The sequence below is a fragment of the Dictyobacter aurantiacus genome, from assembly GCF_003967515.1.
GTDB lineage: Bacteria > Chloroflexota > Ktedonobacteria > Ktedonobacterales > Ktedonobacteraceae > Dictyobacter > Dictyobacter aurantiacus.
Genome location: NZ_BIFQ01000001.1, coordinates 2,921,443 through 2,943,782 on the forward strand (window position 1 = coordinate 2,921,443; position 22,340 = coordinate 2,943,782).

At 55.0% G+C, this 22,340-nt stretch carries 19 protein-coding genes; 5 read left to right on the forward strand and 14 right to left on the reverse strand.

All coding sequences use genetic code 11. The features are described from left to right. Positions 1-540: 540 nt before the first annotated feature. The 5 genes from KTT_RS11750 to KTT_RS11770 form a co-directional block, all read right to left on the reverse strand. Positions 541-1,425 carry a carbohydrate ABC transporter permease gene (locus KTT_RS11750; RefSeq protein ID WP_126596152.1) on the reverse strand — a complete coding sequence of 295 codons (885 nt, stop codon included), beginning with the start codon at positions 1,423-1,425 and terminating at the stop codon, positions 541-543. 19 nt (positions 1,426-1,444) lie between these two features. Next, the gene (locus KTT_RS11755) at positions 1,445-2,413 is read right to left on the reverse strand and encodes a carbohydrate ABC transporter permease (protein WP_126596153.1); all 969 of its coding nucleotides are present in this window, start codon (positions 2,411-2,413) and stop codon (positions 1,445-1,447) included. A 41-nt stretch (positions 2,414-2,454) separates the two neighbouring features. Beyond that, positions 2,455-3,747 (reverse strand): ABC transporter substrate-binding protein, encoded by a 1,293-nt coding sequence (locus KTT_RS11760; RefSeq protein ID WP_235845682.1) that lies wholly within the window; start codon positions 3,745-3,747, stop codon positions 2,455-2,457. 687 nt (positions 3,748-4,434) lie between these two features. After that, complete coding sequence (locus KTT_RS11765; RefSeq protein WP_126596154.1) at positions 4,435-5,163, reverse strand: SDR family oxidoreductase; 729 nt, start codon at positions 5,161-5,163, stop codon at positions 4,435-4,437. 19 nt (positions 5,164-5,182) lie between these two features. Further along, positions 5,183-5,560, reverse strand: a complete 378-nt coding sequence (locus KTT_RS11770) for a MarR family winged helix-turn-helix transcriptional regulator (RefSeq protein ID WP_160145808.1) — start codon at positions 5,558-5,560, stop codon at positions 5,183-5,185. 353 nt (positions 5,561-5,913) lie between these two features. Here KTT_RS11770 and KTT_RS11775 point away from each other — a divergent pair, with 353 nt between their 5' ends. Next, positions 5,914-7,332, forward strand: coding sequence for a DUF512 domain-containing protein (locus KTT_RS11775; RefSeq protein ID WP_126596156.1), 1,419 nt, complete (start codon positions 5,914-5,916; stop codon positions 7,330-7,332). Between the two features lie 207 nt (positions 7,333-7,539). On the opposite strand, the gene KTT_RS11780 is transcribed toward KTT_RS11775, so the two are convergent. Further along, positions 7,540-8,160: a biotin transporter BioY gene (locus tag KTT_RS11780; RefSeq protein ID WP_126596157.1), complete on the reverse strand. Its 621-nt coding sequence runs from the start codon at positions 8,158-8,160 to the stop codon at positions 7,540-7,542. A 283-nt stretch (positions 8,161-8,443) separates the two neighbouring features. Here KTT_RS11780 and KTT_RS11785 point away from each other — a divergent pair, with 283 nt between their 5' ends. Continuing rightward, a complete protein-coding gene (locus KTT_RS11785; RefSeq protein WP_160145809.1) occupies positions 8,444-9,028 on the forward strand; it encodes a Uma2 family endonuclease in 585 nt (194 codons plus the stop codon). A gap of 187 nt (positions 9,029-9,215) precedes the next feature. Here the strand turns inward: KTT_RS11785 and KTT_RS11790 are convergent, their stop codons facing one another. The 7 genes from KTT_RS11790 to KTT_RS11820 form a co-directional block, all read right to left on the reverse strand. After that, positions 9,216-9,884, reverse strand: coding sequence for an SOS response-associated peptidase (locus tag KTT_RS11790; protein WP_126596159.1), 669 nt, complete (start codon positions 9,882-9,884; stop codon positions 9,216-9,218). Between the two features lie 150 nt (positions 9,885-10,034). Continuing rightward, a complete protein-coding gene (locus KTT_RS11795; RefSeq protein WP_126596160.1) occupies positions 10,035-11,258 on the reverse strand; it encodes an ABC transporter permease in 1,224 nt (407 codons plus the stop codon). 36 nt (positions 11,259-11,294) lie between these two features. Then, positions 11,295-12,251: an ABC transporter permease gene (locus KTT_RS11800; RefSeq protein WP_126596161.1), complete on the reverse strand. Its 957-nt coding sequence runs from the start codon at positions 12,249-12,251 to the stop codon at positions 11,295-11,297. A 115-nt stretch (positions 12,252-12,366) separates the two neighbouring features. After that, complete coding sequence (locus tag KTT_RS11805; RefSeq protein WP_126596162.1) at positions 12,367-14,073, reverse strand: peptide ABC transporter substrate-binding protein; 1,707 nt, start codon at positions 14,071-14,073, stop codon at positions 12,367-12,369. 539 nt (positions 14,074-14,612) lie between these two features. Next, a complete protein-coding gene (locus KTT_RS11810) occupies positions 14,613-15,224 on the reverse strand; it encodes a hypothetical protein (protein WP_126596163.1) in 612 nt (203 codons plus the stop codon). A 16-nt stretch (positions 15,225-15,240) separates the two neighbouring features. Then, positions 15,241-15,855, reverse strand: coding sequence for a DUF6114 domain-containing protein (locus tag KTT_RS11815; RefSeq protein WP_126596164.1), 615 nt, complete (start codon positions 15,853-15,855; stop codon positions 15,241-15,243). A gap of 41 nt (positions 15,856-15,896) precedes the next feature. After that, entirely contained in the window at positions 15,897-16,850 is a 954-nt protein-coding gene (locus tag KTT_RS11820; RefSeq protein ID WP_126596165.1) for a hypothetical protein, read from the reverse strand. A 491-nt stretch (positions 16,851-17,341) separates the two neighbouring features. Here KTT_RS11820 and KTT_RS11825 point away from each other — a divergent pair, with 491 nt between their 5' ends. Both KTT_RS11825 and KTT_RS11830 read left to right on the forward strand, forming a co-directional pair. Continuing rightward, positions 17,342-18,772 (forward strand): hypothetical protein, encoded by a 1,431-nt coding sequence (locus KTT_RS11825; protein ID WP_126596166.1) that lies wholly within the window; start codon positions 17,342-17,344, stop codon positions 18,770-18,772. Positions 18,773-18,921: 149 nt separating this feature from the next. After that, positions 18,922-20,127, forward strand: a complete 1,206-nt coding sequence (locus tag KTT_RS11830) for a sialate O-acetylesterase (RefSeq protein ID WP_126596167.1) — start codon at positions 18,922-18,924, stop codon at positions 20,125-20,127. A gap of 37 nt (positions 20,128-20,164) precedes the next feature. Here the strand turns inward: KTT_RS11830 and KTT_RS11835 are convergent, their stop codons facing one another. Further along, positions 20,165-20,617: a GNAT family N-acetyltransferase gene (locus KTT_RS11835; protein ID WP_126596168.1), complete on the reverse strand. Its 453-nt coding sequence runs from the start codon at positions 20,615-20,617 to the stop codon at positions 20,165-20,167. Positions 20,618-21,419: 802 nt separating this feature from the next. On the opposite strand from KTT_RS11835, the gene KTT_RS37660 reads away from it, so the two are divergent. Beyond that, a protein-coding gene (locus KTT_RS37660) for an IS5 family transposase (protein WP_371864851.1) occupies positions 21,420-22,278 on the forward strand; the annotation gives its coding sequence in 2 pieces (ribosomal slippage) (positions 21,420-21,806 and positions 21,808-22,278; 858 coding nt in all). Positions 22,279-22,340: the final 62 nt, after the last annotated feature.

Consider the following 22,340-nt stretch of genomic DNA (forward strand, 5'->3'; position numbering starts at 1 on the left):
GACGCAACGCGGCCACGTCCCCGGGTGCGTACGTTCCACCAAACGACACCATCTCCCCTGTTTTGGGCACAAAAAAACCGGGGCAGCGACAAATTAGTTTTTCTGTCGCTGCCCCGATATTACTGCACAGGCAGGTAGAATTCACTACCGGCCAATACGTCGGTTTACAATCCGCACCAGGCTCCAAGCCAGGTGTGATAAGACGCGTTAGCGTCTCACCCCTCTCGTCTGGAAGGTGTGGAAATCTCCGCTGCCTGTGCAGCGTTGTTGTTCATACATGCACACCACCTCCTTTCGTATGGTCTAATAATACTCCTGATTGACTGAATAGTCAAGGGCAAATATAGCTTTTAAGGATTTTCTAATCTTTTTTCTTTTTTCGCGCCCCTGCCGTTGAGCGAAAAAGAAAAAAGAAGTTTTGTGGGGGGTGGGGAGACCCCTGCACCCCTTACGTTCGCACCTGTGGTGCTCAACAGTTAATTGTGAGTTGTTGCAGCAGGGCGCTTTCGCGCCCTGCTGCAACAACTCACAATTGTTATATTACCCTTTGACTCCGGAGGCTACGGCTCCTTCGATGAAGTAGCGTTGGAAGATGAAGAAGAGTATCAGGATGGGGATGGTATTGAACATTGAGCCGGCCAGCAGCAGGTTGTACTCTGTGTAGTAGGTGCTCTTGAAGAAGAAGAGCCCCAGTGGCAGGGTATACATGTTCTGCGTGCCCAGGGCTACCAGGGGCCATTGGAAGTCGTTCCAGGAATTTTGGAAGGTGAGGATGATGACGGCGGTCAGGGCCGGTTTCACCTGCGGCAGGATGATCTGATAAAAGGTGCGCCAGCGTGAGGCGCCATCGATGCTGGCCGATTCCTCCAGCTCTTTGGGGAGCGCGCGCATAAACTGTATCATGATGAAGACCGAGAAGGGCTGCGCCATCGCAGGCAGGATCAAGGCCCAGTAGGTGTTGACCAGGTGTAAGCTATTGACAACCATAAACTTAGGGATCAGGGTGATCGCCGTTGGGATCATCATTACGGCCAGCGTGATGGTGAAGATGAGGCTCTTGCCTGGAAAGTTCATGCGGCCAAGCGCGTATCCCGCCATGGCTGAGAAGAGCATATTCAGCAGTGTCGCTCCGGCCGCATATACCAGGGAATTGAGCAGCCAGCGTAGGAAGAGCGGATTGCCCAGGATGAGCTGATAGTTGCTCCAGACAAAAGGATGTGGAATTAGCGTCGGGGGGAAGGCCAGCACATCCTCCATGGTCTTGAACGATGAGACGAAGGTAAAGATCAAGGGACCGATAGAGGTGATGGTGAAGATGGCCAGGAAGGCATAAACGACGACCTTGACCCAGAGTGCCGGTTGCCTCTCAGGCTTCGCCTGTTCTCCTGTTATTGGCCGCGCCGGACGCGAGGTTAGCTGTGCCATCTGTCCCTCCTGCGCATAGCTAGCGCCGCGTTCCTGGATCGATCAGGCGGCGCTGAAGAATCGTCACCACAAAAATAAGGCTGAAGAGGATCATCGACATGGCCGCTGCCTGGCCGAAGCCGCCGTTGAGGAAGGCCTCGTTATAAATCTCCAGCATTGGTGTCAGGGTCGAGTTGAGCGGCTGGCCATTGGTCATAAACTTGGCCTGGTCGAACATCTGGAAGGCGCCAATGGTCCCCAGGGCTACCACCAGGAATACCGTCGGACGCAGCAGTGGCAGGGTGATATACCAGAACGATTGCAGCCTGCCCGCGCCATCGACCTCGGCGGCCTCCAGCACATCTTTAGGCAGATCCTGCAGCGCGGCCAGGAAGTAGATCATAAACATGGCGGCTGTGCTCCAGATATTGAGGAGCATCAGCGCGGGTAAGGCCCAGAATACGTTGTTCAGCCAGTCGGGACCGTGAATCCCGATCAGCGAGAGCAGGAAGTTGATCACCCCTTCCGAGTTGTAGAGCCAGAGGAAGATCAGCGAGGTGGCGACCGACGAGGTCACAGCCGGGACGTAGAACATAGTACGGAACGCGCCTCGTCCGCGCCTGATGGTATGCAACAGTAACGCCAGGACCAGCGCCAGCGCCGTCTGCGCGCTGACGACTACGATCGTGAACCTGATAATGTTTCCCATCGAGGTCCAGAAATCGCTCAGCCGTGGATTGGCGAGCTGACTGAAGATCTGCGCGTAGTTCCTGAAGCTAACGAAGGTGGCGCCGCTAAAGCCCAGATCGATGCGGAAGAAGCTGAGTCCGATGCCGTAGATTGAGACGATGAGGGAGAACACAACCAGGACGAACAGGTAGGGAGCCAGGAAGAGGTAGGCCGCGATCGTCTCCGCATGCCTTTTCAAGATCGTGCCGCGCCCGGGCTTCAATTGGCTGCCCCAACGCCTCATTGGCGCCCTCGAAGTTTGTGCTGACCTGGTGGCCATTAACCTGCTCTTTCTGCTAGATGTGTCCGGCTTGATTAGCGTTATCCGTTTTGCAACTTGTCGTCGATCCTGCTGGCGGCGTCATTGAGGGCCGCCTGCGCATCCTGTCTGTTCAGCACGACAGCATCGATCGCGTTGGAGAGATCGGTGCGGATCGTGGTGTCCTGCGGACCGTAGTAGTCGGCGGTGCTATAGGAGGCGGCGTCGAAGAGCACCTTGAAGTCCGGATGCGATGCGAAGTAGGGCGCGTTGGCCAGGCTCTTCAGAGTGGGCAACGCGAAACCGGCGTTCAACTGGCTCTCCTGAACGCTAGGGCCGGTCATGTACCTGATCAGCTCCCAGGCGGCCGCCGGATACTTTGTACTGGCGGAGGCCGACCAGGCGTTGGTAAAGGCCAGATTCCCGCGTCTGTTGATGGGAGAGACCGGCAGGGGCGCGATGGCGTACTGCATGTTCGCATATGTCGAACGCAGGTAGGGGATCAGCCAGCCGCCCTCAATGACCATGGCGGCCCTGCCCTTGCCGAAGGCATCGCCGCTATAAGAGGCGCCAACCGTAGTCGGTAGCACGCCCGTATTCTGCTTAAAGAAGCTATCATAATACTCAAGGGCCTTGACTCCCGCATCGTCGTTGAAGGCGGCGCGGGTACCGTCCTTATTCAGGACGCTCCCGCCATTTGCCAGCAGAAAGGCATTCCAGCGCGCGGCATCGGCGGTCAGCGTAATGCCGTAGGTGCTATCAGACTGACTGGGATTCCTGGTCAGCTTCTGCGCGTAGCGCTGCAGATCGCTCCAGGTCCAGCTGGCGGTTGGCGTGGGCAGCCCCGCGCCCTTTAACATCTGCTTATTATAGAAGATGCCCAGGCTATTCCAGTCCTTCGGCAGACCATACACCTGCCCGCTGGTGCAGGTAAAGGGATTGATGAGCGCGGGATAGTAGTCGCTGGTCTTGACGCCGCTCCTGGCCATATATGGTGAGAGGTCAAGCAGCTTGCCGCTACTTATGTATGGGCCAGACATCAACGGCTGCACATAAAAGACATCCGGCATGATGTTGCTCGCCACGTTCGCTCGCATCTTGGTCAGGTAATCGCCGGTAATGGGAGACCATCTGACCTTGATATTGGGATGCGACGCCTCAAAACTCTGCAGATTTTTCTGCACCAGCGCATCCTCGGCCGGCGTCGAGCTCCAGCCCGCGGCGGTCAGCGTAACTGTCCCGCTGACGGGCGCCTGCGCCGTCGGGCTACCGCCGGGACAACTGATATAGGGATTGCCGCTGGCGCGTCCCTTCCAGCTAACACCATGATGGACACCCCCCGTATCCACACCCATCCCTCCGCACCCAGCCAGCACCAACACGCAGACGCATACGATCCACATCCCCGCATATCGCCTCCCCATATATTCGGACCTCGCGTCCGATTTTCCCCATGCCCATAGGTTCGGACCTCGCGTCCGATTGTTTCTCGCCAGTTGCAAATGTCTCATAGCAATTACACGCTCCTCCCACCCTCGATGGCGCACCACATATGTTCGGGACCTCGGGTCCGTTTTTTGGTGGAATATGCATCGTAAAAACTGCATATTTTAATGTTATGCATGCCTTCACGTCTTTTGGATGTGGAGATTGTTGCCGTCAATCAGAACACCACCAGCAGAGCAGTAGCGGTGTGGAGCGAAAGGAAGCACCAGTATGCGCCCAGAGTGGATCGAGCCTGATCAGTATGCGCGGCTGAATCGCGCGCGACCCGGTAAGAACCGTTATATCGTTATCTATCACGATGGCCACAGGAGGTCCCTATGAGTGTGCTTACCCTGTTAGAACTTTTTGTTGTTAGCTCGGCTTTAGGCTTCTGGTGGAGCGTTATGCATCGTATGGCGCATCCATATGAATGCACATGTGGAGCGACTTATATGGTCTACGAGAATTATAGAAAGCATATACAGAAGAAACATGGGGTCGCTTGAAGCGGCCAGTAGCGGCCCTTCACATGTGAAGGGCCGCTGCACACATATAATCTACCAGGGAATGTTTCCGTTTTCATCCTGAAACGTTCCCGTCGGACCATCCGTTCCTAGCGTCGCCAGGTGCACGATGACCGTCGCTGCCTGCTCGACGGTACGATAGCCTCGATGGTTATTGAAATCCGTGTCGGTAAAGCCGGGATCGGCGGCATTGACCTTGATCGGCGTCTGCGCCAGCTCTTTGGCAAAGGCCACGGTAATCGCGTTGAGCGCGGCTTTCGAGGATTGGTACGGCACGTTTTTGTACTGAAAGAACTCGTTGTTTTTATCGCAGGCTAGAGTAAGCGAACCCAGTCCACTCGAAACGTTGACGATCCTGCCGGCCGGCGCTTTGCGCAGCAATGGCATTATCGCTTTAGTGACCGCTACCACGCCGAACACATTGGTCTCGTAGACGGTTCTCATGGTTGCCACGTCTGTCTCGCTTGGTGTGTTTACGTTCCCCCCTGATATGCCTGCGTTATTAATCAGGATGTCAAGATGCCCAAATCTTTTCTCGAGTGTTTGTGCTGCTCGTGTGATGCTCTCCTCATCAGTGACATCGAGCTGTACAAAGGTGGCCTCAATCTCAAGTGCGGCCAGTTTGTGGACCGCCTCTTTACCTCTTGTTATATCGCGGGCTCCGATGATGACGTGGATTCCCTGCTGCCCCAGACGCCTGGCTGTTTCAAAGCCAATACTCTTATTCGCACCGGTAATCAAAGCAAGTGTTTTGTCTGACATATCGTATCTCTCCTGATCTCTATTGTTGCTGACGTTGCTGTCTGTAGGCGTAATCTTCGGCCAGAACCGCTCTGACTTTCTCAAGCGCCCGGGTGAGGTCGGTGAGTTCCTGTACAGTCAGGGTTTGCGTGATACGAGCAACCCACTCGTTCTCATTATCAGCCAGCCGCTCCAGAAGTTCTTTCCCCTGCGCAGTAATACACACGTTCTTCGTTCTCTGATCGCCAGCCGGTTCATAGGTCGCCAACCCCTCCTCGACCAGCGCATCAGCGAGCCGCTGAATACTCTGTCTCGTGTAACCTGTCGATCTGGCAATCTGGCTCACGGTGAGCGGACCCGACTCAATGTTCCCGAGAATACGCCAGCGAGCACTTGTCTGCTGATATTCACCTGTCATAAGGTCTCCATGCTTGAGCACCATATTATTGGCCGCAAACAATGCCCTGGTAAATTGTGTGAAAATTTCTGAAGTATCGTTACGCATGTACAAAATATAGCATATTTGACAGCATGCTGTCAAATATGCTATATTCTGTACATGCTTTCAAGTGTGGAGTGTGTGGTGAGCGGTGGTGGGCGGCCACGGCCGCCCACCACCGCTCACCACACACTCCACACTTTCAACCCGGAGCTGCATTTGACGAGTAGAGGTGAAAGGGATATAATCACTTGATAGCTATCAGTTTGTTATAGGGATGCAGATTACCAGCCATCCCTATCTTTCCCCTCTTTTTTTAAGGATATGAACCAATGCCAAAGATGTATGGATGGGTGCGTGAGGTAGTGCCCGAGAGTCCGGCTGATCGCGCGGGACTACAACCAGGGGATCTCGTTCGCTCTATCAATGGGAACGTGATTCGCGACCTGGTCGATTATCGCTTCCATGTTGCCGATGAGGAGCTGGTAATCGGCTACGATCGTCAGCAAGAGCAGCATGAGGTGCTTGTCAAAAAAGGCATTGATGAGAATCTGGGCGTGTTGTTTGGTGAAGAGCCCACCCCTTTTATTCGCCAGTGTGCCAATAAATGCGTTTTCTGCTTTATTAAGGGGCTCCCCGAGCGATTTGCTCCTCAATCCGGTATGCCCCATGGAATGCGTTCTTCCCTCTATATTAAGGACGACGATTATCGCTATTCGTTTCTGTTCGGCAACTTTGTGACGCTGACCAATCTGAAAGAACTGGACTGGCAGCGCCTGGACGAGCAGAAGCTGTCCCCCCTCTACGTATCGGTCCACGTGACCGATCCGGATATGCGGCGCAAGATGGTCGATGGGCCACGCGCCGGCGAGATTCTGGAGCATATCCAGCGCCTGGGTGAGATCGGCATTACCTGCCATACGCAGATGGTGCTGTGCCCCGGCTTTAACGATGGGGAACTGCTGGATCGCAGCATTCGTGATCTGATCGCCCTGCGCCCGATTGTAGAATCAATTTCGGCGGTCCCGGTCGGCCTGACCAAGTACAATAATATGCTGAAGATGGGCGATATGCCCACGCTGCGCCGCTATACGCGCGAGGAGGCCGAGGTCATCATCGCGCAGGTTGAGAAGTATCAGCGTGAATTCGAGGCCAGCGAGCCTGATGGCAATCCCTTTGTCTATCTATCGGATGAGTGGTACTACATCACGGAACGCGAGTTCCCGCCGGCACGCCATTATGGTCTCTATTCTCAGATCGAGAATGGCGTGGGCATGACGCGCTTCCTGATCGATCAGTGGGCCCGCAGCAAGCGTCGCCTGCCCTCGCGTATGCCGGAGCCACGCCGCGCCACCATCGTCACCAGCACCATGGCCAGTCCGGTGATTGAGGACCTGGCTAAAGACATCAAGAAGATTGAGAATCTGGACACCCAGGTATTGCCGGTGGTCAATAAGTTCTTCGGCGCCGGCATCACGGTGGCTGGCCTGCTCTGCGGCCAGGATGTGCTGGATGCCCTGCTCGAAAACGGCACTCCGGCGGACCTGATCCTGCTGCCACGCGTCATGCTGGATAACGACGGCGTGCGTTTCCTTGATGATATGACCGTTGAGGAATTCAAAGAGAAGTTGCAGCCCGCGCGGGTTGAGTTTGTGCGCAACGCGCCCGAGACCATTGATGCCCTGCGTTCATTGGCCGGCATCGTCAAAGGGGGGGAGCGGCAGCTGGTACGCGTCCAGTCGCGCCTGTAAGTTCGGCCCTTGCGGCCGATTTTTCTCTCCACGTACTCGCGCCTTCGGCCATGACGATACGCGCCTACGGCGCTCAAAAGAAAAATATATGAGGGGTGTGGGAAAGGCGCCGCGGCGCCTTTCCCACACCCCTCATATATTTTCGGACCCGGCGGGTTATCCTTCCCGCAATCTCACACATAGGTTCGGACCTCGCGTCCGATTTCTCTATCGGTCGAAGTCGGATTCGGATTTGACGCGACGGATGACCATCCAGGCGACGGGCATGAGGATGGCGGCGATGACAATCTTGGTGAGGTCAAATGGGATGTAGGGTAGCATGCCGGCTACAATCGCCTGCGGCAGCGTCAGATGGGCGATCATGGCTAGCCAGGAGACGCCGAGGGCGTAGATGATGAGGGTGCCGGGCAGCATGGCCAGGACCGAGGTGCTCAGCTTGCGGTCGAGGCCGCGCTCGCATAAATATCCAACGACGAAGGCCGCGATCGGATAGGACCAGAGATAGCCGGCGCTGGGCGATAAAAATAAATACATAAATCCACCGCCACTGGCAAAGATGGGCAGTCCGGTTGCTCCCTCGGCCAGATACAGGATCATGGCCAGCGCGCCGCGACGGCTGCCCAGCGTGGCGGCCACCAGCATGACGACCAGCGTCTGCAGCGTGAATGGAATAGGTGAAAACGGCACATGGATGCTGGCCTTGGCGGACAGTGCCATCAGCAGGCTGGCGCCAATGACTAGAGCCCCATCCTTCAATAGCGCCTTGCTACGTGATGGAGCCGCCGGACTGATATAATCGATCAGTGTTGTTCCTGGGGCAATTGCCATAAAATACTCCTTTTAACTACTTTTCACTTTCCTCTGTAACAGCAAAGCTGACATACATTTCTATCCATCAACAATGCCTACGGACTATTGTATCATAGTTCAGTAGCTTCGGCCCTTGCGGCCGATTCCCCCTTTACGCATGATTATGCAGCTCACATTCGTTTCCACAACGTGGATGACACCCTTCCACCGTCTGTTTGTTGCTTATCTTATGCCGTTTAAGGTATCCTTGAAAGTGTCAGATCTTTTGTTGATGATGTTATGTTGGGAAGGGATATCTACGATGTTTGATCCACAGCAAAGCTATACATTGGATGAGTATTGGAAGCTGGCCGAGACGTTTCCCGATCGAAAATATGAGTATATCGACGGTGTCATCAGGATGATGACCGGGGGATCGCCCGTGCACGGCCAGATCGCGGTCAATATCTCATATCTGCTCGTCGCGGTCCTGCGTGATAGCGAGTGCAACGTCTACAATTCTGACGTCGCCCTGCAATTGTTGGACACCAAATGCTATTATCCCGATGTCTCTGTCTCCTGCGATCCCAGGGATTGGACGCGCAAGAAGGCGCTGGAGGCTCCAACCGTGGTGTTAGAGGTATTGTCGCCGACAACTGAGCGCATCGATAAGGTTGAAAAGCTACAGGTATATCAGTATTATCCCCCGATCCAGGAAATCTTATTCGTTGACTCTCGTAAATGCTACGTCGAACACTACCACCGTATAAGCTCTTCTCGCTGGACCGTTTCACTCTACACAGACCAACATGACGTGATCGACCTGGAAAGCATCGAAGCCCGCTTTACCCTCCACGACATATACAGCAAGGTCTACCTCGAATTAGAAGAGGAACCACCCTCGTAGTGCCGGGCTTGCCCCGGCCTGGAGCCGAAGGCGACTCTGTACCCGGGCGCACACGTTTCATTACACATGCGACCGTAGCCAGAGAGCGATAAAACAATTTTTGCCAGAGGAGGTGTCCGGGGTGCGCACATGCGCACCCCGGACACCTCCTCTGGCAAAAATTGGTAAGCGCCGCAGGAGCGTGATATCAGGCGATCAGGTCGGCGCTGTCGTAGCGGGTGTCGTTGACGCGGCGCGAAACCGGGCGCGCCTCCATATCCTGGGCGGGATAAGCCTTCAGCTGCTGCAGGAGGGCCTGGTCGTCTTTTAAGCTTTCATCGAGCCATAACTCGCGTCCCTCTTCGGTCAGGATGGCGGGCATGCGATTGTGGATGGGCGCGACTACCTCGTTAGGGGTGGTAGTAATGATAGTGCAGGTACGGATCTGCTCTCCATCCGGATTTTTCCAGCTATCCCACAGTCCGGCGAAGGCGAACAGTTGTTGCCCCTTGAGGGTGATGAACATGGGCGTCTTCAGCTTTGAGCCGGGCTCCTGCATCCACTCGTAGAAGCCGTCAGCCACGATCAGGCAGCGTCTGTTGTGCAGCAGGCGCTTGAAGCTCGGCTTTTCCGCCAGCGTCTCGGCGCGCGCGTTGATCATGCGGCTGCCGATGCTCTCCTCTTTGGCCCAGGAAGGGATCAGGCCCCAGCGCAATAGTTCCAGCTGGGGTGAGGCATCCTTGTTCAGGATGGTGACAATATCCTGGGTGGGAGCCACGTTGTAGTGTGGCTTTAACTGCATCGAGGCCGGCACCTCCACCCGAAATGCTCGTCCTATATCCTGCATGTTATGAAACAGTGTAAACCGACCACACATAATTTTTCCCTGTTTGACCTTTCTGTTGACTCTCGTCTTAATGCTAAGCTTATTGTTCTGGCTTTTATCTATTCTTCTTTAATACGCGGAAAACGGTTACGCAGACGTCCCTAAAAGAGGGAGGGCTCAAGTGAGAGCTGGTGATGGCTATCAGCTGTGCGCGCGTGGATCGAAGGCGTCGCGCAGCCCATCGCCGATAAATGAGATCGCCAGCACGATGCCTGTCAGGACGATGGTGGGGAACAGCGTGTCCCAGGGATAGACCTCCAGCAGGGAGATGCCGTCCGCGATCATCAGGCCCAGGCTTGAACCGGGATGGGTGACGCCCAGTCCCAGCAGGCTCAAGCCGGCCTCGCCGATGATGGTCCCCGATACGTTCATGGTGGAGGTGACGATCACGACGTTTATGAGATTGGGGATGATGTGCCTGAGCATGATGCGGGCATCGGGTGTTCCCGAGGTCTGGGCGGCCTCCACAAATTGCTGCTGGCGGATCTGCAGGGTCAGGCCACGCACGTAGCGCGCCATCAGGGGCCAGGAGACCAGCGAGAGGGCAAGCGAAACGATGACCAGCGAGGCATTGCCGTTGCTGAGGAAGCCTCCGACCAGCGGGAGCTTTGAGAAGTAGTCGTTGGCGGTGGGACCAAAGACGCCGGTCAGCAGGATGGCGAAGAGCAGACCTGGAAAGGCAAATACCAGGTCGGTCAGACGCGCCAGCAGCATATCGATCCAGCCGCCATAGTAGCCCGCCAGCACGCCGACGGTTACGCCCAGGACGACATCGACCACTTCGACCAGAAAGGCCACGGTGAGCGAGATGAGCAGGCCCTGCATCAGACGGGCCAGTAGATCCTGTCCCAGGGCATCGGTCCCTAACCAGTATTGCGCCGATGGCCCCTGGTTGACCTTGCTCAGTTCCTGGTGGTCATAGCTATGATAGACCGCGGGCCCGATCTTGCCCTGCAGATCACTGGTATAGACACCACCGATGTGATGATAAATAGAGGGCCCAAAGAGTGCCAGCAGGATTAAAAATATGATGAAGCCCAGGCTGATCATGGCGCGTATATCACGACGAAAATGCAGCAGCGCCGCCCGCGTGGGTCCTGGATGCTTCTTGCGCTCCTGTTTTTGTTGTGCTGGCTCCAGTTCCTCGGCGGTCGGCGTCTCAATCACCGTATCGTCCGACAGGGCCGGAGCATCGAGTATATCCTGTCCAGGCACCTCTGGCGCGGGAGCGATCCCATTGATCGAACTGAGTGTTTCCTCGGCCTGCAGCTCGGCGACCATCTCCACAGTCTCGGGTGTGCCAGATGGGGAAAGCAGTGCTTCCGATTGAGTCTCGGGTGACTCTAATTCATGATTCTCCTTCATCCGTCTTCCTCTATCCTTTTTTAGTTGCTGCTATGTCTATTCGGTTTTGATGCGTGGATCAACAATGCCATACAGAATATCTGAAATGAGATTGCCAAACACGACGCCGATCGCGACCAGGATGGTCGTCGCCTGAATAACGGGATAGTTACGCTGAGAGACGGCCGAAACTGTGATATTCGCGATGCCTGGAATGTTAAAGATATTCTCGATAAAGAAGGAGCCAGTAACCAGCAATCCCAGCAGGAGGCCGACGGCCGTAATCAGGGGGATGATCGCGTTACGCAGTGTGTGGCGATAGATGACTGCCTTCTCACGCAGACCCTTGGCGCGCGCGGTACGTACATAATCCTGGCGCAGCACCTCCAGCATGGTGGTACGCGTCAGGCGCGCGTAGTAGGCATAGCCTGCCGCCCCGTAGGTCAGGATCGGCACCAGCTTGTACTGGATGTCGCTCCAGGTATACTGCCATGGATCTCCCCAGCCGCTGATGGGCCAGCCAAGGCCGGTCTTGTCGATCCATAGCAACAGAAGCTGCACAAAAACGGACAGAATAAACGAGGGGAGGGCGTACAGGATGAGGGCGATACTCATATTGGTGGTATCGATCCAGGTGTTAGCTTTGATGGCGCTGATAATGCCGACGGGAATGCCCATCAGCAGCGTAACGAGGGCCCCCCACAGTGAGAGCTCGACCGAGATTGGCACACCATCTTTGAGGATATCCCAGACGGCCCGCTGTTGAGGATGGAAGGAGGTGCCCAGGTCGAAGTGGGCCAGCCTGATCAGGAAGTTGAGGTATTGTTGATACCAGGGGAGGTCGAATCCGTAGGCGTGGCGTAGCTGTAGCCAGAGTGTCGGATTGAAGTGGTCCCCCATCGATTCTTTAATTGGATCTCCCGGTGCCAGATAGCCCAGGATAAAGGTAATAAAGGTGACGCCGATCAAGATAAAGAATAATCCGATCAGGCGTTTGACCAGAAATCGAGTCATGCCATGATCCTCGCTATGCATGAGGTGCTCGTGTGGCGATGGGTAGCGAGACGAGCAAGCCCGCTACCCTTTCCCGCGTGAGCACCGCAGGATGTCGCTTTAACGCCGAACGTCCTTATTTAGTGAAGTAGACGTTGGCCCAGTCATCGGTGGCCATGCTTCCCAATGGGAAGAGCTTCCAGCCTTTCAACTTGGGATTGAGCAGGTAGCTGTAAGAAGACTGGTAGGTGGTGATGTAGGGGACATCATTGACCAGCTTCTGCTCGGCATCCTGATACATCTTCATGCGCGCCGCCTGATCGGTGGTAACGTCGGCCTTCTCCAACTCGCTCTGTACCGCCTGCTGATTCGCCGCATTGGTGGAGTTGTTCTGCCCATAGTTGAACGCGTTATTGGATGATCCCTTATCGAAGAAGAGGGTCGTCCAGTCCTGTGGATCCAGGTAGTCGGTGCTCCAGGAGCCGTACCACATCTGTAACGGACCCGCTTTGCCGGCGGTGGCGAACTCTTGCGAGATCAGGTCGTTGCCCTGTACACCCTGCAGCTTGACGTTCAGGCCCAGAACCTGTTTCCACTCGTTGGCGACCGCCGCCATCGTGTCGGCACCGGCTTTGTAGCTCAGGGCATAGGAGAGCGTGAGGGACGGTACGGCGCTGACGCTGCTATATCCCTCTTCCTGCAGGCCCTGCTGGAACAGCTGCTTGGCCTTCGCCTGGTCACCGGACGGTGTGGTGATGCCGGCAGGACCAATAAGGTCTTTGTTGTAGCCAGGGATGCCATCGGGGATGATGTGATAGCTGGGGGTGACGGTCTTGCCGATGATGTTATTGACGATCAGGTTGCGATTGAGGGCCAGTTCCAGCGCCTGGCGAATCTTGATGTTGTCCAGCGGCTTGACCAGGTAGTTCATGCCAATGAAACGGGTAGCCAGCGCCGGCGATGTTTGATAACCGGGTAGCTGTTTGTTAGCATCATCCAGGGCCGGTGGCACCGGCGCGAGATCGAACTGGCCAGCCTTCATCGATTTGAAGGTGCTATCGCGATCACCGGTGATGATCTCGTCGAGCTCCTGCAGTTTTGGTTTCTCTTTATAGTAGTTTGGATTGGGGACCAGCACCAGGCCGGTGTTGTGGCTGTAGCTTTTGACCATGAAGGGCCCATCGCCGGCACCCTCTTCCATGTGGTCAACCCATTTTGCACCATATTTGGTGGTCAGGTTTTTGTTGACGACATAGGAGGTGGAGTAGTTCAGAGCTTGCAAGAAGTAGCTGGCCGGTTTGCTGATCACCAGGTCAATGGTGTTGGGATCTTTAACGATGATGCTATCGCCGATCAGGGTTTTGATCTTGCCACTGGAAAACTGGCTGTAGTCTTTTAGCAGGCTTAAATAATTGCTCACCTCTGATTTGGTGGCCGGATCGATGGCGCGATTGATGCTGTAGGCCACATCATTGGCGTCCAGCTTCGTCCCATCGCTAAATTTTAGTCCGGAGCGTAGTTTAAAGGTGTAGGTCAGCCCATCGCTGGAGACCTGGTGTGACGCGGCCAGTTGATCATGGATGTTGCCCTGATCATCGGCGGCGACCAGGCCGGTAAAAATAAGATTGATCGGATCGCCCAGCCCTCCGGCTGTCAGTGCGGGATCGAGCGAATCAAAGTCGCCACCAATCACCGGCTCGCGTAACACTTGTTTGGATGCCAGGTTCGATGGCGCATTGGTGTTGCCTGTAGAGCTACCCCCACATGCGGACAGCAGGACGACCAGAGCTAAAAATAAGCCTGCTATCCCGAGCGTCACAGATTTCTTGCGGAAGTGATGCATAACGCCTCCTTAGTCTGAAAATACAGTCAACTAAATACTTGTATAATATTATACGTGTTATTCAATTAGTAACTCTCAAAAAAACATATGAAAATTCTACAAAATTATCCTGTGAGATATGTTTTATAGTACTTTACCCAGATAGCATGTTTAAAATAGAGTTACATTTCGATATTGTTGATCAATAAAATCAACAATCAGCTTAAATAGTATGCAGTAAGCAATCTACGTTGCCAACTCTTGAAACATGATGAGTCACAAATATATTATAGCATTCATATCGAAATGCTATAATTCTTACACAGTAAAAACATAAATGTTATAACAGTATATGGTAGAGAGTGCAATAACCTCATATCATCGTCTGTAGCACGCCTGAGCTTTCGCTTCTATGTGGCTCACCACTCTATGGTATGTTGGTGCGGCAGGGGCGCGAAAGCGCCCCTGCCGCACCAACATACAAAATCAGGCGGCCGCGTAGCGGACGCGCGTGCGGGAGTGCGCAAGTACCTCTAACATGACGGAAGTCAAACACATTCTCAATCTTGTCTGAAGACCGAAAGGTGCAGATTTGGGAAGGTTGCGCTGTCAACGCTTAAGTAGGGTGTCTTAATGGTCAGGTTGAAGAACTGCTCATCAGCGCTGGTAATCCTTACGCCGAAGCGGTCATTGGTCGAGGTAGCCTGGTTCTGGATGTGGAGAACGGAGGAGGACAGGGCCTGTACGTCGGTTCTGGTCCCATACAGTCGAGCCGGAGCGTTGCCATCGCCCGCCGTTAGCAAGAAGGTGACGGTTCCTACAACAGGCAGGCAAACCTGTTTAGAGATGCGCAGATTTCTGGCCGTCGCGTTATCGATGATAATGGCGACGGGCACATTATTGCCGGAGTTAGAGAGTCCCAGCACCAGCGTGCTATTTCTGAGATCGAATGCGTCGGCCTGAACGGTAAAGGGCACGGGAAAATTGGCGGCGATGGCGATATTGCCGTTGGCCGCCTGCCAGAGCAGTCCCCCTAGCAGCAAAAAGGCGACCAGCAATACCGGCCAGAAAACCTTGCGTTTGACGTTGCCAACCGTGATGACGTCTGCCGGCGCGCTTTCGACCGGCAGGCCTGATTCCTGGGGCGCGAAGCCGGGATGTGCATGTTGCATGTGATGACTCCTTGATTTATGTATGTGATGCCGCCGGGCGCAGAGGCCATCTCCACCGCTTTTTGTGATGGGGGCGGCGCGCGTGTTCTTCTCTGTGGTGGCGGTACTCTTCCATCGTGAGTGTGGTGTTGCGCCAGGCGACCCCCTGGGCACCGCCAATGATGCCTAGCAGCATGCCGAGGCCAAAGCCGCCCGCCGCCGCCATTAATGAAACGAGCGCACAGATGATGGCCAGCGATCCGGTCACCAGCGCATAGGCGGGGAAGAAGAGTTGTAGCAGTCCCAGAACGCAGAGTGCGCCGCCCACCAGCAAGCCCGCCCAGATGGTATTGCCCGGCAGGAAGGCGAACTGCATCAGCGCCAATGGCCCCCACAGCACCAGTATGCCGGCGCCAATAACCATCAGCGACCCCACTACGGGACGCCGCATCAACCATAACTGGAGGCGCGACCCGGTATTACTCTCTATAACCACCTGTTCGCTCTGCTCTGTCTGTTCTGGTTCCACGAGATCGGGTCGATCATCAATCTCAACCGCCGTCGTGCTGGTCGGTTTAATCCGATCTATCACGGGTTCTACCGTTGCTTTCTTTTTCACCTGCAGCTTATTGGGGCGCCGCTTTGTTGCCATGAATAGGTGTCTCCTTTTGATCTGCTAATCTCACCAGGGTGTTAACGTACAGAGATAACAGCGCCCGGAAGTGTCGCTGCCTGCACAACGAGGAACGTCGCCTGGATCCGCATGTAGGTTAATGTAAGACTGAGAGTGCTAAGATTGCCGGGCAGGCCGGACGTTCCGACTGGACCTGTGTCGCCCGGCACATTGCCTACAGAAGAGGCTGTCTGCGGTTGACTCACTACGGGTGTTGCTCCTGGCTGTGCTGCCCCATCCTCAATCGACATTGGCGTCAGCGTTGGGGTTGGCTGAATACTCACTGTGCCTGCCGGGGTGGCGACCGCCGTAGTAGCTATCGCCGTCCCTGGATTGGTAAGGCCGGTCGGTGTGCTATGGTCGATATTACTGATCGGTTCATTTGGCCCCTGCTGCCTGTTTGCCGACCGTCCCGCAACGTCGCCTATCTCCTGGAAATTCGACCCCTCATCGCTGGATGCCGCCGGGGTCGCGGAACCATCGCTATTGCTAGCCGGAGACACACTTGCTGGTGCGGTTGTGGCACCGCTCTGTCCGGCGGAGGCGCCGGGCATCTGCTGCTTGCCGGAGAAAATATCGGCCAGACTGGAGAAATTGCCCTGGGCCGAAGCTATGGACACGATGTGCGCACGCAGACCGTAGAGCCGCGCGGGCTCGCTTCCGGTCGCGGCCGTGCTGAATGTGATAGGCCCGGCGCCAGGGAGAAAGACTTGCTTGCTAATCACCAGGTTGGTGGCGACCACATCCATAACAAGAGCGTCCGCCAGCGATCCCCCTTGCTGGATGACACGTTGATCTATGCGCAGGTTGGTGATTGTGAACGTACTGGCTGTAATGGTAAAGGGACCACTATTGTCAATCGTACCGGCCATCGCTATATGTGAAAATACGAGGAGCGGAGAGCCCCATAACAGACAAGAAACACACATCGCCACCACATAGCGCGCAGGCTTAACCCGCCTCACCGCTATCATCGTATACACCCCTCCCTTTCCAATTCTGCTACCAAAATATAAAGCGTGCATAATCCCTAATCGTGATATTTGAGCTTTTGTTGAATAAATAGCTATAAATACGCCATGTCATGTATTTAAGCTTTGCACCCGGATATGTTGGCGACAAAAAAGGTGATCGGCATCATTTGAAGATGCCGATCACCCTATTGATGGTGGTAAGGACAGGATTATGCTGGAGTTAAGGCTTCATCCGCATCGGTTGAAGTTGCGTCCTCATTTTCTGTTCTGTCTTCGGGATTGGCCTGTGACTCTTTGAGAAAGAAGGTCGCCCTTGTTTTGTTTGCAGCCGCACGGACCAATAGAACAGAGCTCGTGTCCAACAGTGAGACTTTCGGGAACCCGGCTCTACCCAGGGAAGAGGAAAGAAAGCGACTTTTGTCACTGCGTGTATGGCCTGCGGAACGGTACACTCTCAAAAAGAACAGGTGTGGAAAATGAGGAGGCTATCTTTGGAAAAGCACATCTCTGAGAGATCTCTTACGACACAAGGGAAGCATTCAACACGCGGGAGCGGTCATCAGCAGGTATCATTCGCGCAGATTGCGCTGGTTTTTCGAGCCGCGCTCCTATTGGGAGCTGGGGGCGGTTTTATGCTGGCCTGTGTGCTCACCGTGACCAGTATGGTTGGAGTGCAACTGGGGCCCTGGTGGCCTGCGCTGGCACAGGCACATGGCAACCTCCAGATATTTGGGTGGGCCGGGCTGTTTGTCGTCGGAGTCTCGCTGTACTTTTTACCACGCCTGCGTGGTGCCCCTCTGGTCGCCATCTGGCCAGTGCGCTGGATCGTCGGAGCACTGGTCGTGGCGCTCTGTGTGCGCGCCCTTGCTCAGCCGTGGCTGGCGGTAGCCGATCAGCCCGTCGTGAGGATCGCCCTGGTGGGCAGTGCTATTCTGGAATGCGTGGCCCTCTGTGGCGTCGTCCTCCTGCTCGGGCTGACGTTCCGCCGGGGACCAGCGTTGGAAAAACGTCCGGCGTTTGGTCACACGTTGCCCTTGATTGCTTGCTCGTTTGTCTGTCTGGGCCTCTGTGGAGTGATTAATCTGGTGAATCTGTGGCAGATGATGGGAGGGATGGTCTCTGCGACGGGTGATCGCTTGTTTGTGACGTTGGGGCTGTTCGGCTTTTTACTGCCGATGACTCTGGGGATGTCAGCACGCTCGTTACCGATGTACGCAGGGCTCGACGCCTTTCCTCCACGGCGGCTTGTGTCTCTATCGTTCGCCTATATCAGTGGCCTGCTCGTGTTCTGTGCAGGTATCCTGATGAACTGGCAAGAAGTGGAGGGCGCAGGCATGGTACTCATTGGGGGCATCCTGATCTCATTTGTCTTTTTATTCCTGCGTACTATGCGTGCGCGAGGCAAATTGCCACACAAGGTGGCACGACTGGCCCCTGAACCCGCAACGCTCGCGCAGGCGTATCGGACACGCGTGTCGCAAGAGCGCAACACCTATGGGCCTTTTGTTGTACTGGTAGCCAGCGCGTATCTCTGGGCGCTCGTTAGCGGCATCTTTCTACTGATCAATGGCGTTTCTGATCTGCTTGGCTTCGCTGCACCACTAGCTGAAGACGCGATTCGCCATAGTCTGACCATTGGGTTTGTGAGCTTGTTGCTATGCGGTCTTGCCCCCAGAATGCTCCCAGGTTTTTCTGGCGGGACTATTCGTTCGGCCAGACTGGTCAGCGCGACGCTCTGGTTAGGCAATCTTGCTGCGCTATTACGCGTTGGCTCACTGCTTCTCTCTCCATGGCTGACAATAGGGCAGCTGAACCTGAGCCAGCTGGCTTTTGGCTGTTCAGGTATACTTGGCCTGGCGCTGGCGCTTTGCCTGGCCATCAATCTTTGGCCTGCCCTCCGTCCTGCCAGCGCCCTGGGCTAAGTTCGTCTGGCAAGCAAGGTTTTCATGCAGGGGTGTAAAAATGTGTGCCCAATACACATTTTTACACCCCTGCATGAAATTGATAAAATACAGATGTCTTTCTACGAGAGATATTATTTTCGTTGCTGACAGATGATATTGAGGGAAAAATGTATACGAACGTGCAGAGCTATCAGGTGTTACAGCGCGATGCTGACGATAAGGCGCGTGTGCAGACGAGCAATGGTAAAGTGATTGAGCTGGCTGTAGGTGGTCCCTATACGGTAGGGGAGGCCGATCATGTATTGGTTGGCGATCTGTGGGTGCTGGCCGGGCAGAGCAATATGGAGGGGATCGGCGATCTGATCGATGAGGAGAAGCCCTCGCCATTTGTGCATTCGTTTCAGTCGCGTGAGCAGTGGGCGCAGGCGGAAGAGCCTCTTCACTGGCTGGTCGAGTCGCCACGCCTGGTCCATCATGTTTTGTGGGGATTCGATCGCGTGCCGGAGTCAATACCCGAGCGTGATCCGCAGCGCGTCAAAGGGACCGGCCTGGGACTGACCTTCGCCAAAGAGCGCTACGCCCGCACCGGCGTCCCCGTTGGGCTGATACCCTCGGCGCACGGCGGTACCTCGATGCAGCAGTGGGATCCCCAGTTGCGCGATCAGGGTGGCGCTTCACTGTATGGAGCCCTGTACGAACGCGTGAAGGCTGTTGGAGGCAGGGTGGCCGGTGTTCTCTGGTATCAGGGTGAGAGCGACTGCAATCCAGAAGGTGTGGAGCACTATCACCAGCGCATGCACACCCTGGTTCAATCCTTGAGAAGTGATCTGAATAACCCGGACCTGCCGTTCTACTATGTGCAGATCGGTGGTTTTATCTCTGAAGAGGGTCCCGATGGCTGGAACGGCATCCGCGAGCTGCAGCGTACCTTCCAGCATGCCGAGCCAGGGATCGCTATGGTCTCAGCCATCGACCTGGAACTGGATGATCTGATCCATGTTGGCACCCAGGGTCTCAAGCGCCTTGGCCGCCGCCTGGCCGACCAGGTGGATGGTCAGCGCACGCCCGACGTTGTATCGGTGACGCCGGAACTGGAGCAGATGCGCATCCACGTCACCTACCGTCCCGTACGTGGTGGCCTGCGCTCAATCGGACGCCCGGCAGGTTTTTCGCTGCGCACCGGTGATGGCCGCGAGCTTCCCCTCATCCACAAAACGACGCTGGAGGGCGATACCGCGACCCTGCGCCTGATCGCCGACGCCTTACCATCCGATACCTATCTCTGGTATGGCTGGGGCCTCAACCCCTACTGCAACATCACCGATGGCGCCGATGCCGCCATCCCCGCCTTCGGCCCCTGGAAAGTATCGTAAGCATACCCCCCGGCTGCCACTGTTTTGATGGCATGCGTTAAACATAGCTTTTACGCATGCCATCGTGCAGCAATCGATATCCGCACGCCTCATAAAACGCTCGCGAGCCGTCAGCGGCCAGCAGGTCCAGGCGCGTAGTGGGATAAAGCTGATGGCATGTTTCTAATAGCGAACGTCCAATGCCGGCGCCACGCATGTGCTGATCTACCAGCAGATCGGCGATATACATGGTAATGGCGCCATCGGTAAGTGCGCGCACAAAGCCTACCACCACATCATCTTTTTGCGCCACCAGCGCCGGCCACGAGTTCCGCCACGCTCCCAGCGAGTCGGCAGGACGCCTGCTAGGCGAGGTCCACCCCTCCGCGTCACTCAGCCGCTGAATAGCTGGAAAATCCTCCACACTCCATGCCCTGATCATGATCCCGGCAGGTATTTGTACCCGCGCCAGAGCTATCTTCACCTGTTGCTGCTGCCCGATCCTATCCATATCATTTATATCCTTTCGTTGTCAGAAAAGCGTATCATTCAAAATGTTGCAAACAGAGAACGCACCTCCGCAGGAGAGAACGTCGGAAACATCATCACCCTTCCCAAACACGAAGCGCCCGCGTAGGGTCGACTGGGCTGCCAGCGCCAGCGACGGCACCCCCGTTCCCCCACGACACCGCTTCTCATGGCTCCCATCTCGGCCCACGCCGTACCCATACTTCAACGTTGCGCACACGAACCTTCAAGCAAACGTTGCTCACGGGGTACCACGTGGGGCGAGCTGTCATCCATGGGAAGCCGAACCGGCCGGGTACGTGGGCCGCAAGCGGCCCGGTCGATCGTTGAAGGTCGACCCTACATGAGCGTTTCGTATTTGAGCGAGTGTTTCATGCCCATTCGGGTTTTTCGTGTTTCTTTTATCGCTGTCTTTCTGGCACATATTTGGATGATACTTGCCAGGAGATGCCAAGGCAAAGAAAAATAAGAACTTAAGAGCTTAAGCGGTATAAGAACCCTATGCAATAAGATATCCAGGCAAAGAAAAATAAGAACCTGAGAGCTTAAGCAGTATAAGAGACCTATACAATAGAATATCCAGGCAAAGGAAAGTCTACTTTTATCTCAATATATCTTATGGTAATTTAACATAACATATTAAAATACTATATAATATATTGATATATAAATATAATAATATTATATAATAATATTATTATATTGAGAGTGTGTCTTAAACTGATTGGTTCGTCGATAGAATAAAAGAAAGGAGCTCAACACGCAGCAAGAAAGGATCGAAGCCGATGTCTCGCTCATTGCACCGTAAACGCTATGCAACCGATCTGACAGATGATCAATGGGAATTGTTAGCCCCCTTGATCCCAGCAGTGTCGCCAAAGGCGACGTTCGAGGTCATTCCCCGGCGCGAAATCGTCAATGGGATTCTCTACGTCGTGCGCACCGGATGTTCCTGGCGATTGGTGCCCCACGATTTGCCCAACGGAAAAACCCTGTACCATTATTTCCGTCAATGGAAGCTCAATGGGGTCTGGGAACAAGCCATGACGACTTTACGCCGGCAGGTACGAACGTCCATTGACCGTGACCCGGAACCCAGTGCCGTCATCATTGACAGCCAATCCATCAAAACCAGTGCAGTCCGAGGCATCGAGCGTGGCTACGATGGCGGAAAAAAAAATATGGGGTCGCAAACGTCATCTGCTCGTTGATACCCAAGGTTTTCTGATCGCCGTCATCGTTCATTCTGCTGGCCTGGTTGATCGCACAGCTGCACCGTTGTTGCTGCAACGGGTGACTGGCCGGCTTCCACGAGTCCGTCACCTGTTTGCCGACCATGGCTACACGGGACCATTGAAGGACTGGGTCAAAGAACACCTGGGGTGGAGCACCGAAATTGTGCCTCATGAGCACAACACCTCGCATATCACCTGGGTGCTTGAAAAAGACGTTCCCGTCAAAGTCGTCAAACCAAAAGGAGGCTTTCAGGTGCAACGCAAACGCTGGGTCGTTGAACGTACCTTCGCGTGGTTGACGCGATACCGTCGCTTGGCTCGCGACTATGAAGGGTTGCCTTCTAGCAGTGAGGCCTTCATCCAGATTGCTTCGATCCGTCTCTTTTTGACGCGTTTGGCTCCTTTCTAGCTCTCATGGCTCACTTTACGACACACTCTGAGTAATATATACCTGTAAGTAGTACTAGTGAT

What these genes read in the sequence shown, in the direction of transcription:
- KTT_RS11755 (WP_126596153.1), bottom strand. Translation starts at nt 2,413, where the DNA reads ATGGCCACCAGGTCAGCACAAACTTCGAGGGCGCCAATGAGGCGTTGG.
- KTT_RS11805 (WP_126596162.1), bottom strand. Translation starts at nt 14,073, where the DNA reads ATGCATCACTTCCGCAAGAAATCTGTGACGCTCGGGATAGCAGGCTTA.
- KTT_RS11775 (WP_126596156.1), top strand. Translation starts at nt 5,914, where the DNA reads ATGCCAAAGATGTATGGATGGGTGCGTGAGGTAGTGCCCGAGAGTCCG.
- KTT_RS11790 (WP_126596159.1), bottom strand. Translation starts at nt 9,884, where the DNA reads ATGTGTGGTCGGTTTACACTGTTTCATAACATGCAGGATATAGGACGA.
- KTT_RS11820 (WP_126596165.1), bottom strand. Translation starts at nt 16,850, where the DNA reads ATGATAGCGGTGAGGCGGGTTAAGCCTGCGCGCTATGTGGTGGCGATG.
- KTT_RS11770 (WP_160145808.1), bottom strand. Translation starts at nt 5,560, where the DNA reads ATGACAGGTGAATATCAGCAGACAAGTGCTCGCTGGCGTATTCTCGGG.
- KTT_RS11800 (WP_126596161.1), bottom strand. Translation starts at nt 12,251, where the DNA reads ATGACTCGATTTCTGGTCAAACGCCTGATCGGATTATTCTTTATCTTG.
- KTT_RS11760 (WP_235845682.1), bottom strand. Translation starts at nt 3,747, where the DNA reads ATGGGTGTGGATACGGGGGGTGTCCATCATGGTGTTAGCTGGAAGGGA.
- KTT_RS11830 (WP_126596167.1), top strand. Translation starts at nt 18,922, where the DNA reads ATGTATACGAACGTGCAGAGCTATCAGGTGTTACAGCGCGATGCTGAC.
- KTT_RS11815 (WP_126596164.1), bottom strand. Translation starts at nt 15,855, where the DNA reads ATGGCAACAAAGCGGCGCCCCAATAAGCTGCAGGTGAAAAAGAAAGCA.
- KTT_RS11750 (WP_126596152.1), bottom strand. Translation starts at nt 1,425, where the DNA reads ATGGCACAGCTAACCTCGCGTCCGGCGCGGCCAATAACAGGAGAACAG.
- KTT_RS11835 (WP_126596168.1), bottom strand. Translation starts at nt 20,617, where the DNA reads ATGGATAGGATCGGGCAGCAGCAACAGGTGAAGATAGCTCTGGCGCGG.
- KTT_RS11810 (WP_126596163.1), bottom strand. Translation starts at nt 15,224, where the DNA reads ATGCAACATGCACATCCCGGCTTCGCGCCCCAGGAATCAGGCCTGCCG.
- KTT_RS11795 (WP_126596160.1), bottom strand. Translation starts at nt 11,258, where the DNA reads ATGAAGGAGAATCATGAATTAGAGTCACCCGAGACTCAATCGGAAGCA.
- KTT_RS11785 (WP_160145809.1), top strand. Translation starts at nt 8,444, where the DNA reads ATGTTTGATCCACAGCAAAGCTATACATTGGATGAGTATTGGAAGCTG.
- KTT_RS11765 (WP_126596154.1), bottom strand. Translation starts at nt 5,163, where the DNA reads ATGTCAGACAAAACACTTGCTTTGATTACCGGTGCGAATAAGAGTATT.
- KTT_RS11780 (WP_126596157.1), bottom strand. Translation starts at nt 8,160, where the DNA reads ATGGCAATTGCCCCAGGAACAACACTGATCGATTATATCAGTCCGGCG.